The sequence below is a fragment of the Zongyangia acetica genome (assembly GCF_038739695.1).
Lineage (GTDB): Bacteria > Bacillota > Clostridia > Oscillospirales > Ruminococcaceae > Zongyangia > Zongyangia gallinarum.
The window spans coordinates 66,089-80,574 of record NZ_JBBEWN010000005.1; the positions used below are offsets into that span (position 1 = coordinate 66,089).

The following is a 14,486-nucleotide window of genomic DNA, read 5'->3' on the forward strand; positions in this document are numbered from 1 at the left end:
CTTCTTTATTCTGTCCATTTCTCTGTGCCCTCAATGAAATAAATACCAAATCTCTCATGAAAAAGCGTCCGGATTCCCACCGGACGCCTTTATCCTGTCAGCTGCTGGCGCAGGCTGCCCAATATTTTCTTTTCCCTTCGGGAAACCTGAACCTGGGTCATTCCCAACACTTTTGCCACCTCAGTCTGGGTTTTCCCGCCAAAATAGCGCATGACAATCAGCTTCCGATCCCGTGCATCCAGAGTGGTGATCACCTCCCGCAAAGATAAAAGATCTGACACATTCTCTTCATGGGAGGCAACGGGGATATCAAATTGTCCTCCACCCTCCTCCTCGTTTTCCGTCAAGGAGACCGGCGGCTGGGCAGCGCCTACCGCCTCCACCACAGCAGCCACATCGACCTGCAGCTGCTGGGCCAATTCGGATACGGTAGGCTCTCGGCCTAATTTCACCGCCATCTGCTCCCGGGTCCTGACACATTTGAGGGAGAGCTCTTTGAGGGTACGTCCCACCTTAACACTGCCTCCATCCCGAAACAGCCGTTTCATCTCTCCCAGGATGACTGGTACTGCATAGGTGGAAAATTTGACCCCCCGCTGGGTGTCAAAGGCATCTGTCGCTTTGATGAGCCCCATGCAGCCTGCTTGGAACAGATCGTCGTATTCAATGCCACGCCCCTTAAATCGATGGGCGCAGGAGTGAACCAGCCCCAGGTTGTTTTCAATCACCTGTTCCCGGGAACTTTCCTGTGTTTTCAAAGCCATGCCCCCTGTCCAAAGTTATGTAGAGGCATCTTATTTTCCCTTTTCCCCTATTTTTTTGGTTAGGGTAACTACTGTTCCTTTGCCCAAGGTGGAACGGACAGTGACTTTATCCATAAAGGATTCCATAACAGAAAACCCCAGTCCAGCCCTCTCTTCTCCTGGTGCGGTGGTAAAAAGAGGCTCCATGGCCTGCTTGACATCCTCAATACCGCAACCCCGATCCTTGATCTTGATCATGAATACCCGATTCTCTAATACCCGGGTCTCGATATAGATGGTGCCTATGGTGTCCCGGTAGGCGTGGACAATACAGTTGGTCACCGCCTCGCTGACCGCCGTCTTAATATCGGCGATCTCCGCCACTGTCGGATCCAGCTGGGCTGCAAACGCAGCTACAGCAGAGCGTGCGAATCCTTCGTTGACAGATTTTCCGGGTATCTTCAGTTTCATTTCATTGATGATATTCATCCCTTGCTGTCCTCCTCTATTTTTCGTCGTCCATCTGCGCCACACGGTGCAATCCCGCAATCTGCATTACCTTGCGGATGTTTCCATGGGCACCTTGTATTCTTACCTCTCCGCCAAAGGACTTCATCAGCCGTACCCGGCCCATGACCAGCCCAATGCCGGAGCTATCCATAAACCCTACATCAGAAAAGTCTAAAATCATGGTTTTCGGCCGTACCCGTTCGGCCACTCTATCGATCTCCTCCCGCAGTTCCCCGGCACAATGATGGTCAATTTCGCCAATGAGAAATACCATCATCAGCTCCTGGGATGTCTCTATTCTCAGCATTTTGCTTCCCCTCCTTATTGCCACACATTATTGTACTGCTTGTCCTCATTTACCATGTTATCCGGCGTCCCAATGACGGCAAACACAAAAATCCGATACCATATCTCTATGGTATCGGATTTCCCATAAAATATTGGTCGAAGCAGGTTCGCCCTTTTGCTCTTCTTTTATCGATTTTGGAGGATTGCCGTCATCTTTTCCCGCATGGAGGTGGCAAGATAGAGAGAACCGCAGATAAAAAGGGCATCCTCTGGCAAAAGCCCCTCCATAGCAAAGGAAATCGCTGCGTCATAGCTTTCAAAGGCTTCTGTCTCCTGACAATAGGGTCGAACCAAATCCGCCAGCACCTTGGGGTCTAAAGCTCGGGGATTTTCCGGCCGGATGGCGGCGAATTTCTTCACGTGGGGCGCCATGAGGGCAGCGCAGGCTTGGTAATCCTTATCAGAAAGCATACCCATGATAACGGTAACCTTTTTATCCAAAGACGCCACCACCCTCTCCATGGCCTCCATGCCAGACAGGTTATGCGCCCCATCCAGGACAATAAGGGGCGAGCGGCTGAGCACCTCCATCCGGGCCGGAAAGCGGACTGAGGCCAATCCTTCTTTGATGGCGGTATCAGAAAGAGCATATCCCTTACTCCGAAGGGCCAAAAGGGTCTCCACAGCGGTGATGGCGTTGGCGATTTGGTGCTGCCCCGCCATCGAAAGCTCCAGCTCCATGTCCCGGTACACAAACCGGGAGCCCAGCATATTCTCTTCCAATATCTCCGCAGAGGCAAAGTTGCCCATCACGAGGAGGTTCTCGCTTTCGGCGGCATGCTCCATAATCACCGCCAACGCCTCCGGCTCCTGAAGAGGATAACAGACGGTAATGCCGTGGGGCTTGATGATCCCGCATTTTTCCATAGCGATTTGGGAAAGGGTATGGCCCAATATCTCCACATGGTCCAGGCTGATGGAACAGATCACCGACGCTTCCGGTGTACCAATAACGTTGGTGGCATCGAATCTTCCTCCCAATCCCACCTCCAGGCAGACAATGTCGCAGCCCCGCTCGTAAAACCAAAGAAAGGCTGCCGCCGTAATAGCCTCAAACTCCGTGATAATCTCATCCTTGGCCGCCATGGCTTCGATCTCCGGCCGCACCCGGTCCATAAGGGCGGAGAGCTCATCTTTGCCGATCATTTCCCCGTCAATCTGCATCCGCTCCCGAAACTCCACCACATAAGGGGAGATATACTGCCCGGTCCGGTATCCCGCTTTGGACAGGGCGGCCGCGATCATCGAGGTGGTAGATCCTTTCCCATTGGTCCCTGCCACATGGATAAACTTGAGCTTATCCTGGGGATTTCCCAGCCGCTCTAACAGGATGCGGATTCTCTCCAATCCCGGCCGTGAGCCAAACCGGAGCAGTGAATGGATATACTGCAGTGTTTCTTTATAGTTCATGGCTTCTCCTCACCAAAAGAGGCCAGCCCATCCGGCCGGCCTCTCTTTTGTTCTGTTATTTTTTAGAGCGCTTTGAGGCTTTCCTCAATCTTGGCAAGACGCTCTTTGGATTTGGCCAGCTTATCCCTAATTTGATTCACCACATGTTCCGGCGCTTTGGAGACGAAATTTTCATTCTGCAGCTTCTGCTCGTTCATGGCAATGTCTTTCTCGCAGGAAGCCTTTTCCTTCTGGAGCCTTGCCCGCTCCTTCTCCTTATCCACCAGCTCGTCCATGGGGATCAGGGCACGGGCGGCGTCGGTGATGACCTGTACAGCCCCTTCTACCTGGAAGGATTCCGCTACCTCCACGTCAGAGGCGGAGGCTAGGCGCTCTATAAACATCTTGCACTGGGTGAAAACATCCACAAACTTTGTCTCAATAAAGACACGGGCTTTTTTCTTGGGAGGTACGTTCATCTGGGCCCGGCAGTTACGGATGGCACGGATCATCTCCATAATCTTGGTAAAGTCCTTTTCCTCCGTCTCAAAGCAGAGAGCAGGATCAAATACCGGCCAGGGGGAAACCATAATGCTCTCGCCCTCATGGGGCAGGGCCTGCCAAATCTCCTCAGTGATAAACGGCATAAAGGGATGCAGCAGTTTCAGGATGCCGTTCATCACATAGACCAGCACCTGCTGAGCTGCCAGAGCAGTCTCCCCTCCAGCCTGCAGGCGGGTTTTGGTCAGCTCAATATACCAGTCGCAGAAGATATCCCAGACAAAATCATATAGCTTCTGGACCGCGATGCCCAGCTCAAATTTATCCAGGTTATCGGTGACCTCTTTGACCAGGTTGTTATAGATGGAAAGGACCCATTTGTCCTCAATGCAAAGCTCGCCCGGGAGCTCCGGCTTTGTCAGCTCGTCGGAAAGGTTCATCAAAATAAACCGGGAAGCATTCCACAATTTATTGGCAAAGTTACGGCTGGCATTGACCTTATCCTCCGAAAAACGCATATCATTGCCGGGGCTGTTGCCGGTGGCCAGCGTAAAGCGCAGGGCGTCGGCGCCGTACTGGTCGATGATTTGCAGCGGATCAATACCATTGCCCAAGGATTTGCTCATCTTGCGGCCCTGGGCATCCCGTACCAGACCGTGGATCAGTACCGTCTTAAAGGGCACTTCTCCCATGTGCTCCAGTCCCGAGAAGATCATCCGAGCCACCCAGAAGAAGATGATGTCATAACCGGTGACCAGGGTGTCAGTGGGATAGAAATATTTCAGTTCCTCCGTCTGTTTCGGCCACCCCAAGGTAGAGAAGGGCCACAGGGCAGAGGAGAACCAGGTATCCAGGGTATCCGGATCCTGGGTCAGATGGGTACTGCCGCATTTGGGACAGGTCTTAGGCTCATCCATGGCGACTACAGTCTCTCCGCAGTCGTCACAATACCAAGCCGGGATTCTGTGTCCCCACCAAAGCTGACGGGAGATACACCAATCCTTGATGTTCTCCATCCAGTGGTAATAAATCTTGTCAAAGCGTTCGGGGACAAACTTGGTCTTGCCCTCCTTCACCGCTTCCACAGCAGGCTTTGCCAGAGGCTCCATCTTGACAAACCACTGCTTGGAAACTCTCGGTTCCACTGTGGTATGGCAGCGATAGCAGGAACCTACATTGTGGGCATGATCTTCCACCCGGACCAGATATCCCTGTTTGTCCAGTTCCTCAACAATCCGTTTTCTAGCCTCATAGCGGTCCAAGCCTGCATACTCGCCGGCATTTTCATTCATGGTAGCGTCATCGTTCATAATGTTGATGACAGGCAGATGGTGCCGCAGTCCCACCTCAAAGTCGTTGGGATCGTGGGCTGGGGTGATCTTAACTACGCCGGTTCCAAAATCCATCTCCACGTAGCTGTCCGCCACGATGGGGATTTCCCTGTCGGTCAGGGGGAGTTTCACCATCTTGCCCACCAGATGTTTATACCGCTCGTCGTCGGGATGGACGGCCACCGCAGTATCGCCTAACATGGTTTCCGGACGGGTGGTAGCAAGTTCAACAAACTGGTCAGTGCCCACAATGGGATAGCGCAGATGCCAGAAGTGGCCCGCCTGCTCCTCATATTCTACCTCGGCATCCGAGATGGAGGTTAAGCAGTGGGGGCACCAGTTAATGATTCTTTCACCCCGATAGATGAGGCCTTTGTTATAAAGGTTGACAAATACGGTTTTGACCGCTTCGGAACAGCCTTCATCCAACGTAAAACGTTCCCTCTCCCAGTCGCAGGAGGAGCCCAGTTTTTTCAGCTGTTCGATAATGGTGCCGCCGTACTGTTCTTTCCATTTCCAGGCCCGCTCTAAAAAGCCTTCCCGGCCCAAGTCCTCCTTGGTCAGGCCCTCTTTCTTCATGGCCTCTACAATCTTGGCCTCAGTTGCAATGGAGGCATGGTCGGTACCCGGCATCCACAGGGTAGAATATCCCTGCATCCTCCGGTAGCGGATCAGGATATCCTGCAGTGTTTCATCCAGGGCATGCCCCATATGAAGGACGCCGGTGATGTTTGGCGGCGGAATGACGATGGTATATGGTTTTTTGTTATGATCCACCTCAGCGTGAAAATATCCGCCGGCAAGCCAGAAGTCGTAGGTCTTGTCCTCCACCTGCTTGGGATCATACACCTTGCCTAATTCTTTTGCCATGTTGATGATTCCCTCCCATTTTTATCCGCCGGAATGGCCCGGCTTCCCTTATCAAAATACGAGCCTCACCGGCGCGCAGGGATTTGCAAATCTTTGCGCTTTGGCTTTCGCCCGTCTTTCTCATTCCGCGAGACAAAACAAAAGCCATTCTTATGCGCAAAATACTAAATTATATTATCCCTTAGGAAGCCCCTGGTGTCAAGTGGAATTTCTGGACTTTCCCCCATCAGAGCACTCCAATATTCCGCGATTTCAAAAGCGGGCAGGAATTGTTCTCCTGCCCGCTTTTGAAAGATGACTTATTTTTCGATCATAGTCCGCCACAGACCGTGGAGATTGCAGTATGCATAAGCTGAAACCGGCTCGTCGTCTGTCAGGGCAAACTCTGCTTTTGGCGCCTCGTCAGGACACAGCCCCTTTCTCTGGCCGCCGTGTTTTGTCTCCAGGTAGATCCACTGGATAGAGTGCTCTTCGGTCATGGGATGATGGGTGCTGCCTACCTCTACAGAAACCTTGTCGCCTTCTACCTTGACCACCGGCAGGTGTTTTTCCCCTGCTGCCTCGGTGGAGTTAGCTACCAGTTCCTGCATAGGCTCACCACAACAGATGATGGGAACCCCCGCGTTGTGGATCATTCCCACCAGGTTGCCACAATGCTTACAGATGAAAAATCTTTGATCGTGCTGTGCCATAGGTATATCTCCTTTCTCTTTAGGACAACATGTCCAAAATTTCCTGTTTGCTTTTCGTCCCCACCGCATTTTTCACAATTTGGCCGTCTTTCACCACCAGCAGGGTAGGAATACTCATGACGCCATAGCGGGCAGCAAGCTCCGGCTCATCGTCTACGTTAACCTTGCCCACCTTGACCCTTTCCGCCGTTTCCTCTGCTACCTGGTCAATGATAGGAGCCACCGCCCGGCAGGGTCCGCACCAAGGCGCCCAGAAATCCACCAGCACCGTCTTTTTCGCGTGAAGGACTTCTTTCTCAAAGTTTTCTTTGGTAAAGTTTTGAATTTTCATTGCCTTTCTCCTTTGGATCTATTTTCTCTCTGGTAGTGTGCCCATTCCAAGGAGATTTAGCAAAATGGATGCCTATTCTTTCGTTTCTCTTGACTGTTGGGGAATCGATTCCTGGGAGGTGTTTTCTTCCTGCAGCGCATCCTGCAAAAGCTTGCGCATAGGTGAAGATGTAGGGACATCTCCGTCATTCTTCGGCGTTTCCGGCTTCTGGAGCTCCGGATGTCTCTTTTCCCAGATCAGCAGTAACACTAGCGCCGCGATTCCCACTCCAGAGATAATGCTTCCGACTACCACCTCGGCCGGAAGGAAGGTCAGGGTAATTTCATGCTCGCCCGCCGGCAGATCGCAGGCCAGCAGAGCATCCATAACCCGATAGGTCTCTACCTTTTCGCCATCAATCTTGATGGTCCAGCCATCCTCATAGGGGATGGAGGTATACAGCACCATATCTTCCGGGGCGTTCACGGTGGCGGTCAATTTGGTTTCGTTGACCTTTTCAAGGTTTACCTCATTTTCTTTGAGCTGCGCAATGGCCTCCTCAAACAGCTCCCGGTCAAAGGTATAGAAATAGGCGTCCTTGATGTAGACTTCGCTTTCGGTCAGGGTCATGGTCAGCTCGAGAGTTTCCCCTGCGGAAAAATCTCCCATATTCATGATGTGATAGGTCTCATTGTCAAAGAAGGTATCCAGCCAGCCATCGTTGACCCAAAGGTTGACCTTCCGCTCATAATTGGAGGGGAAATAGCAGTAAACCGGGCCATCAATATTGTTCTGGATGGTATAGTCCACCTGGGCGGTCACCCCTTCGGTGACCGGCGAATATTTGATATGGTCTTCCGCTTGTTCCTCCTTGAGGTTGACAAGGTCGGTATTTATAATTGTTGCCGGCCGGAAAAACTCCTGATATTCGGTGCCCAGCATGGCGCTGAGCAGCTGATTTTGCAGTTCAAAGGGGTTATCGTTGTCGATAGCCACCTCTTTGACCTCCGAAGCCGCTGGGAACACAATGGGCAGCACATTGGGATTCTCATAAACGCCAATGCCGTTTTCCTCAAAGGCCAATTGATAGGGCTTGTCCATCGTCCCCTTGTCTAGGACATACTTGATACCGAAAACAGAATCTACAATTTCGGTGGCGCCTAGGTACTTGGTCCAGTGTCCTCGGGCACTCATTCCCAGCTTGAGCATCATGTTAATGGCTTTTTCGTTGAGGGAAGAACTGGAATGGGACAGTCCATAAAGGCCTAAGGTCATATTGTCGTTGACCATGCGGGTAAAATTCTTCTCGCTCCGATAGAAACTGCCATCCCGCTCATACATCTCATCCACCACCGGCTGGGTGGGGTCCATAAACTCCCGGTAGGAAGTCCGGGTAGAGTAGACGATGTCCTCGTCCTGGGCCTGGATGGTATTCCAGGCAGAGGCGCCCATCTCCAAAAACACAGTAAAGACAAGTACTGCGGGAACCACAGCCTCTGCCTTATCCTTGTGCTGAAGCAAAAGCATCCCCACATAGATGGTAGCGGTGATTACGGCCAGCCAGATAGAGTTTTCTGGAGAAATATATTCAAAGGCAAAGTGATCGGTCAGTGCGATGAGGAAAAGCAGTCCTGCATAGCACTTGATAATAGAGGCAAAGGGTACCTCTTTGATCCGCTCAAATGCCTCTCTGGCAAAGATGAGCAGCAGGAAACAGAACATGAAAGCGTAGCGGTAATTCAGCCAGTTAGGCACTGCAAAACCGTGCCACATAAGATCAATGGTGCGCACGTTCATGGAGATAAACATGATCCCCAAAATCCCTGCGGAAAGAAACTTTCTGCGCAGGGAAATGTTCTTGTTGAGGAAATACAGCGGCAGAAGCACCAGGGTGAGCACACCGCAGTAGATCATGGGCAATCCTTCCGGCCGCAGGGTATCGTAGGAAGAGGGAAGGAGCTTGGAGAAGAACTGGAAAAAGTCAAACTGGGAAACAGGGCTAAAGTCAGGCGTGGAAAATCCCAGCTTGCCCAGGCGCAGGGAATACATGGTGGGCAGCAGAATAATCGCCGCAATGGCCACCGCGATGGCGGCGCAAAGCATGAACCAGCCGAATTTCCGAAGGAATCGGCGGAATGTGCCCACTTCCTCCCGGCTGAAGTAGTAGTAAAGGAAATAAAGGAAACAGAAAATCCCCACCATGTAACCGATGTAATAGTTGGCTAAAAAGCAAAGGGCCAAGGGGATGATAAACAGAGCAAACTTTCGCTTGTCCACCAAGCGTTCGATGCCCCAGATAATCAGCGGCAGGGCAATGAGACCATCCAGCCACATGATGTTATTGGCCTCCGCCACCACATAGGCCATGGTAGCGTACATGAAAGAAAAAATCAGGGTGGATATTCTGGAAGAACGCTTTTGATAATTGAGATAAATGGCCATGGTCAATCCGCAGGAGCCGATCTTGAGCAGGGTCATGGCCAGGATGGCCTCGGTAATCATGGTGTCGGGAAAAAGCAGGGTTAAAAAGCTAAACGGGCTTGCCAGATAGTAGGCATACAGCCCCAGCATCTCTCCGCCCAGAGCCCGGGTCCAGGAATAAAGCAGGCCATCGCCGCCTAAAATGGCGTCCCGCATCCGCTCAAAGTAGTAAACGTACTGGCCGTTTAAATCTAATACCAAGAGAGAATTTTCCCCAAAGGGAAAGACAGAAAACAGCGCATAGACTGTCCACATAACGAGAATAGGGATAAAAAATGCGGCCACCAAATGGCCCTTATCCTGCAAAGGATTTTTTATTCGATGATGCTGCACGGGTAGCGCCTCCTGACATTTTTAAGAATGATGGTGTGGTTGGATGTCTTCTGAAGATCTCGTCTTATCATCCGTGGTCTCACTGACGATATATCTTGGGCGGAACTTGACCTCATCATAGATGCGGGCAATATAGTAACCGATAACCCCCAAGCTAAACATAATGATGCTGCCGATGATGAGCAATAACAGGATGACGGTAGGAAAACCTGCCTCCGAATGTCCCAGCAGCTTGCTGATCAGCGTTTGCAGTCCTAAAACGACGGCAAAGACGAAAAATACAAAGCCACAGATGGTCACCGCCTGCATCGGCGCTGTGGAAAAGGCGGAAATAGAGCGGATTGCGTAGCGGAATAACTGTCCCACCGACCATTTGGAGGTACCGGCATGCCGAGGCGGCACCTGGAAATAGACAACGGTGGTCTTATAACCCACCCAGCTGGAAAGCGCTCTGAAAAAGGTTTGTCGCTCCGGCATGGCATTGAGGGAATCCACCACCGGCCGGCCCATCAGCTTAAAATCAGAACAGTTTTCCAAATCGATCTTGCCCACGGCCTTAAGCAGTCCGTAAAACAGCTTGGAAAAACCTTTGTAAAAGATATTCTCTTTTCCCCGGGAAGATTTTCTCGCTTCCACCACATCCACATCATTATGCTCCCAGATGCGGTACATCTCCACAATGGTTTCCGGCGGATGCTGCAGGTCACAGTCCATGACCACCATGCAATCGCCCCTTGCCGCCTTCAGGCCGGCGAAGATGGCCCCCTCCTTGCCGAAATTGCGGGAAAACCGCAATCCACGAATTTGTGAATTTTGTTCGGCTTGCTCTGCAATGGATTGCCAGGTGCCATCGGAGGAGCCGTCATCCACAAAGATCATCTCATAGGGGATGGAGGCCTGCTGCATATGTTTTTTGACTTCTGCGGCGGCGGCCGCTATATTCTCCTGCTCATTATAAGCAGGAACCACAATGGATAATAGTGGCACTACAAACTTCCTCCTCTACTTCTTCTTGAAAATCCACAGTTTGGAAAACACATAGTTGAGGACTATGACCACCACCTGGGCCATAATCTTGACCACCAGATCGTTCATGTGGCAGTAGTCCACCAGAATCACCAGCATTCCCGTGTCCACCACACCGGAAAAAATCCGGGCAGCCACAAAGGAGAAAAGCTCCCGAAAGATGGCACGGGGAGATGTATCTTTGCTTTCAAAAACATAGATCTTATTGGTCACATAGGCGAAGAGGACAGATACTGCCCATGCAATAATGTTGGAGGCCACCATAGGCACTCCAAATAGATTTTTCAGTCCCAAATATACGACAAAGTTCACCAGCGTGGTCAACCCGCCGAAAAATACATACAGGACGATCTCTTTGTATTGGATGAGAAGTCCTTTGATCTTATCTATCATTTCCTATGTCCCCTGTTCCTCAGCTTGTCCACACCATAAGAGTGCCAAAATCATGTTTCATTTATCCCAGCCCCCAAAAAATTGAGAACCGGGAGGATGCTCTTCTCATTTTAGCATGACCGAGGGGGATGTCAAGGCAAAACCTGTTAAAACACAGGAAAGGCCAGGGATCTGTGTCCCTGGCCTTTCCTCGGTTCTGAAGGCTATAGAATAATGCAGATCAGCCCCGAGCAGCCCTCGTTAATAATCCGCTCGATGGTTTCCTGTAAGCGAATGCGGGCTTCTCCCGGCATGCGGTAGAGTTTGTTGTGAAGCCCCTCATTGACAAGCTCATGGAGAGATTTGCCAAAAATGTTGGACTCCCAGATCTTTTGGGGGTTTTCCTCAAATTCCTGAAGCAGATATCTAACCAGCTCTTCCGACTGTCTTTCACTGCCCACAATAGGATTGACCTCGGTGGTAATATCCGCCTTCATCATATGGATAGAGGGCGCCGATGCCTTGAGGCGGACGCCATACCGGCCCCCCTGTTTGACAATTTCCGGCTCTTCCAGGGAAAGCTCCTCTAGTGACGGCATAACAATGCCGTATCCGGTGGCTTCCACCTCTTCCAGGGCGCCTTTGATCTTGTCATATTCTTTCTTCACCCGGGCCAGCTCAATCATGCAGGGCATGAGCCCCGCTTCACCGTCGATCTGCAAACCGGTGGCCTCTCCCAGCACCTGATAGAACAGAGAGGCCTGTAGATGAATCCGCAGGCGGGCCCTGCCTACGCCGTAATCCAGGGAGGTCACATCCGCACCGGTGATGTACTCACATTCGCTGACGGAAGCAAAAGCGGTCTTGACCGCGCTCATATGGGTAATTCTCGCCGCGCAGCCCTGGATGGCCCCATAGGTTGCGGATTTCAGCCAGTGATCCTTCGGAAGTGTAACCAGCCATTTGGGAATCTCCACCGAGATTTCCTTGACGGGAAATTCCTGCAAAATGGTGGAGAGGATGTCTTTGATATCACTTTCCTCAATATCCAGACAGTTGACCGCCACCACTGGCACACAGTATTTTTCCTCCATCTGATCCCGCAGCTGTCTGGCTTGAGGCGTATTGGGGTACATGCAGTTTAAAAGGATAATAAAAGGTTTGTCGATCTCTTTGAGCTCCTTGATAACCCTTTCCTCTGCTTCTTCATACTCGGCTCTTGGTATATCGGAGATGCTGCCGTCGGTGGTCACCACAAGCCCGATGGTAGAGTGATCGCTGATGACCTTCTGGGTGCCGATCTCCGCTGCCATGTTAAAGGGGATTTCCTGCTCAAACCAGGGGGTCTTGACCATCCGGGGCATTTCGTTTTCTATGTATCCCAGGGAACTGGGGACAATGAAGCCCACACAGTCGATCAGCCGGACACTGAGTTCACTGCTTCCGTCCAGGCTGATAGAAACAGCTTCCTCCGGAATAAATTTGGGTTCGGTGGTCATAATGGTCTTCCCTGCAGCGGACTGAGGCAGCTCATCTACCGCCCGCTCCCGCCGGAAATCGCTGTCGATATTCGGGATGACCAACGTTTCCATAAAGCGTTTGATGAAGGTCGATTTTCCGCTGCGTACCGGGCCTACGACACCAACGTAGATGTTGCCATCGGTGCGCCGGGCAATGTCTGTATATATGTTACGGCTTTCCATGCCTCCAGTTCCCCCTTTGATCTTCAGTGTATGTTGTTAATCTAAAATCGGAATCAGGATCATGCCTCGTCTTCTCACCCTTTCATCCTCCAAGCCGTTTTCCTCCATGACCGCCTGGACAGAAGTATTAAAGCGTTTGGCAATATCCCATATATCCTCCGATTCATCTGCGTAGTAGATGGTCAATGCGCTGTCGTCGCCGTTTTTCTCTTTTTCTCCCGCCACCTCAATGTCGGTGAGAAGCTGCTGCTTCATCATGTCATAGACGCAGCCCATAAATTTTACGTCACAGCGCACTTCCAGATTCCGGGAACTGAGGGTGAAGGCATTGGAAATCACCGAAGCGTCCAGCTCACACACCGGGCTTTCTGGTACATTTTGCTGGCTGATGTTTTCGCTGATGTCGGAGGAACGCTCCAAATAGACCGGTTCATTCTGGGCATTCATGGCAAAAAGGCTGACAGAAAGCCGGGCGGATACCACTACACAACCTTCTCCGGGTTTGCATGAGATAATCTCCAGCCGACTCCAGAGATCAACAATAACGCTGAGCTCTTCATCCAGGTCCAGCGTTGCTTTGACCATACTCTTTTCGCTGATAACCCCGGAAAGCTGCATCATAGTGATAGGGCTCAAGGAAGGCTTTATCTCGTGGGTGGTAGAGTAAGCGTCGCAGATAGCCGCCACTGTATTTTTCCGATATGCCTTGGCTGTTGCGCAGAGGGTTATATCGCCATCGATGACCCGAGTTTCCCCATCAATATCCGGTTGGGGCTGCATATCCCAGGAGATAGGCTCAAACCGCACGTCACATTGGCAATCCTCATCCACACCGGGCATATCCAGGATCTGGCTGATAGGGATGGTGTTCTCCATAACCTGGGGCCTGGGATCCTCCTCCGCCGCATACAGGGTGTGGATCATCAGCTCCCCTTTGGCCACGATTTTGCCGGTGATCACCTTGCAGTCGGTGGTATTGGCACAGAGTTCGCAGCGTATGATAGAAGAGATAGGAGGTTTTCCTGGGCTCAGTTCCAGTTCCTCCTGAATGGAAAACTGGCGGCTGACATAGCCCACCAGATCGGTGGCGTCAAAAGTCCGCCGGCGCAGCTGAACACCTCCACCCTCTGCATTTTCCATAAACTGCTCTTCTCTCGGTGCTGTTACCTTAACAAAGAGGGAGATGGCCCCCCGCACATCCAGACGGCGCTGGTTTACTGCCCGGCAGTTGGCATAATCCACCCGCGGGCGCACGATAATTACCGGATTTTCTGCCGATGTCTTGAGGTCACAGGATTTATTCAGGGTAATTTTGTGCTCACAGCACCGAATTTGGGAGTTGTCAGATAGATAATACACCATTACATTGACAAAGCCATCGATGAACAGCCGGTCCCCGTTCACACTGGTTTGGATGATTTTAGGGCAGATTTCGCATTTGAGGATGCGCAGAATATCCGGATAGTAGTCTGCCAGCACGATGTCGCATTCCAGAGATTGTTCCAGCGTTGTCTCTAAAACCACTTCATTTATGGTAACCGCCTGCTTTGTAACCTTCAAATCCATAAGGAAGCTCTCTCCTTCTTACTAGTCTTTTGTAACCTACCACATCTATATTCCCCCCCTGTCCCGAATATGCACCGTGTTCGTCCAAATCAGCACAGAAAAAGAGGATGCTTTCCCGCATCCTCTTCTCTCCCTTATGTAAAAAAGGAACGCCTTCGCGTCCCTTTTTCTTTAGGCTGGTTCCTTTTTAATTTTAAAGATCATCCTCAGAATTCCCGCGATAAACTTAGGGCTTTTGATCACTACGATTTTCATACCAAAACCTCCATCAAGACCGTCATATCCGCCCCTTGCTAACACCGCAGCGACCC

13 protein-coding genes are annotated in these 14,486 nt (G+C 51.3%); all 13 read right to left on the reverse strand.

Annotation, left to right across the window (positions count from 1 at the left end; translation table 11 throughout):
- Positions 1-89: 89 nt before the first annotated feature.
- Positions 90-758, reverse strand: a complete 669-nt coding sequence (locus WGC32_RS05990; protein WP_224771634.1) for a sigma-70 family RNA polymerase sigma factor — start codon at positions 756-758, stop codon at positions 90-92.
- A 36-nt stretch (positions 759-794) separates the two neighbouring features.
- On the reverse strand, positions 795-1,232 hold the full coding sequence (gene spoIIAB, locus WGC32_RS05995; protein ID WP_342681033.1) for an anti-sigma F factor: 438 nt from the start codon (positions 1,230-1,232) through the stop codon (positions 795-797).
- 16 nt (positions 1,233-1,248) lie between these two features.
- Positions 1,249-1,560 carry an STAS domain-containing protein gene (locus tag WGC32_RS06000; RefSeq protein ID WP_342681034.1) on the reverse strand — a complete coding sequence of 104 codons (312 nt, stop codon included), beginning with the start codon at positions 1,558-1,560 and terminating at the stop codon, positions 1,249-1,251.
- Between the two features lie 167 nt (positions 1,561-1,727).
- Positions 1,728-3,011, reverse strand: coding sequence for a bifunctional folylpolyglutamate synthase/dihydrofolate synthase (locus tag WGC32_RS06005; RefSeq protein ID WP_342681035.1), 1,284 nt, complete (start codon positions 3,009-3,011; stop codon positions 1,728-1,730).
- 62 nt (positions 3,012-3,073) lie between these two features.
- On the reverse strand, positions 3,074-5,692 hold the full coding sequence (locus tag WGC32_RS06010) for a valine--tRNA ligase (RefSeq protein ID WP_342681036.1): 2,619 nt from the start codon (positions 5,690-5,692) through the stop codon (positions 3,074-3,076).
- A gap of 299 nt (positions 5,693-5,991) precedes the next feature.
- Positions 5,992-6,384: a desulfoferrodoxin family protein gene (locus WGC32_RS06015; protein WP_342681037.1), complete on the reverse strand. Its 393-nt coding sequence runs from the start codon at positions 6,382-6,384 to the stop codon at positions 5,992-5,994.
- A 19-nt stretch (positions 6,385-6,403) separates the two neighbouring features.
- Positions 6,404-6,715 (reverse strand): thioredoxin, encoded by a 312-nt coding sequence (gene trxA / locus WGC32_RS06020; protein ID WP_342681038.1) that lies wholly within the window; start codon positions 6,713-6,715, stop codon positions 6,404-6,406.
- A gap of 72 nt (positions 6,716-6,787) precedes the next feature.
- The gene (locus tag WGC32_RS06025; protein ID WP_342681039.1) at positions 6,788-9,508 is read right to left on the reverse strand and encodes a YfhO family protein; all 2,721 of its coding nucleotides are present in this window, start codon (positions 9,506-9,508) and stop codon (positions 6,788-6,790) included.
- Between the two features lie 21 nt (positions 9,509-9,529).
- Positions 9,530-10,495 (reverse strand): glycosyltransferase family 2 protein, encoded by a 966-nt coding sequence (locus WGC32_RS06030; protein ID WP_342681040.1) that lies wholly within the window; start codon positions 10,493-10,495, stop codon positions 9,530-9,532.
- A gap of 15 nt (positions 10,496-10,510) precedes the next feature.
- Entirely contained in the window at positions 10,511-10,927 is a 417-nt protein-coding gene (locus tag WGC32_RS06035) for a GtrA family protein (RefSeq protein ID WP_191483054.1), read from the reverse strand.
- Between the two features lie 203 nt (positions 10,928-11,130).
- Complete coding sequence (spoIVA, locus tag WGC32_RS06040; RefSeq protein WP_342681041.1) at positions 11,131-12,609, reverse strand: stage IV sporulation protein A; 1,479 nt, start codon at positions 12,607-12,609, stop codon at positions 11,131-11,133.
- 36 nt (positions 12,610-12,645) lie between these two features.
- Positions 12,646-14,175 carry a DUF3794 and LysM peptidoglycan-binding domain-containing protein gene (locus WGC32_RS06045; protein WP_342681042.1) on the reverse strand — a complete coding sequence of 510 codons (1,530 nt, stop codon included), beginning with the start codon at positions 14,173-14,175 and terminating at the stop codon, positions 12,646-12,648.
- 171 nt (positions 14,176-14,346) lie between these two features.
- The gene (spoVM, locus tag WGC32_RS15110) at positions 14,347-14,430 is read right to left on the reverse strand and encodes a stage V sporulation protein SpoVM (protein WP_224771641.1); all 84 of its coding nucleotides are present in this window, start codon (positions 14,428-14,430) and stop codon (positions 14,347-14,349) included.
- Between the last annotated feature and the right edge of the window lie 56 nt (positions 14,431-14,486).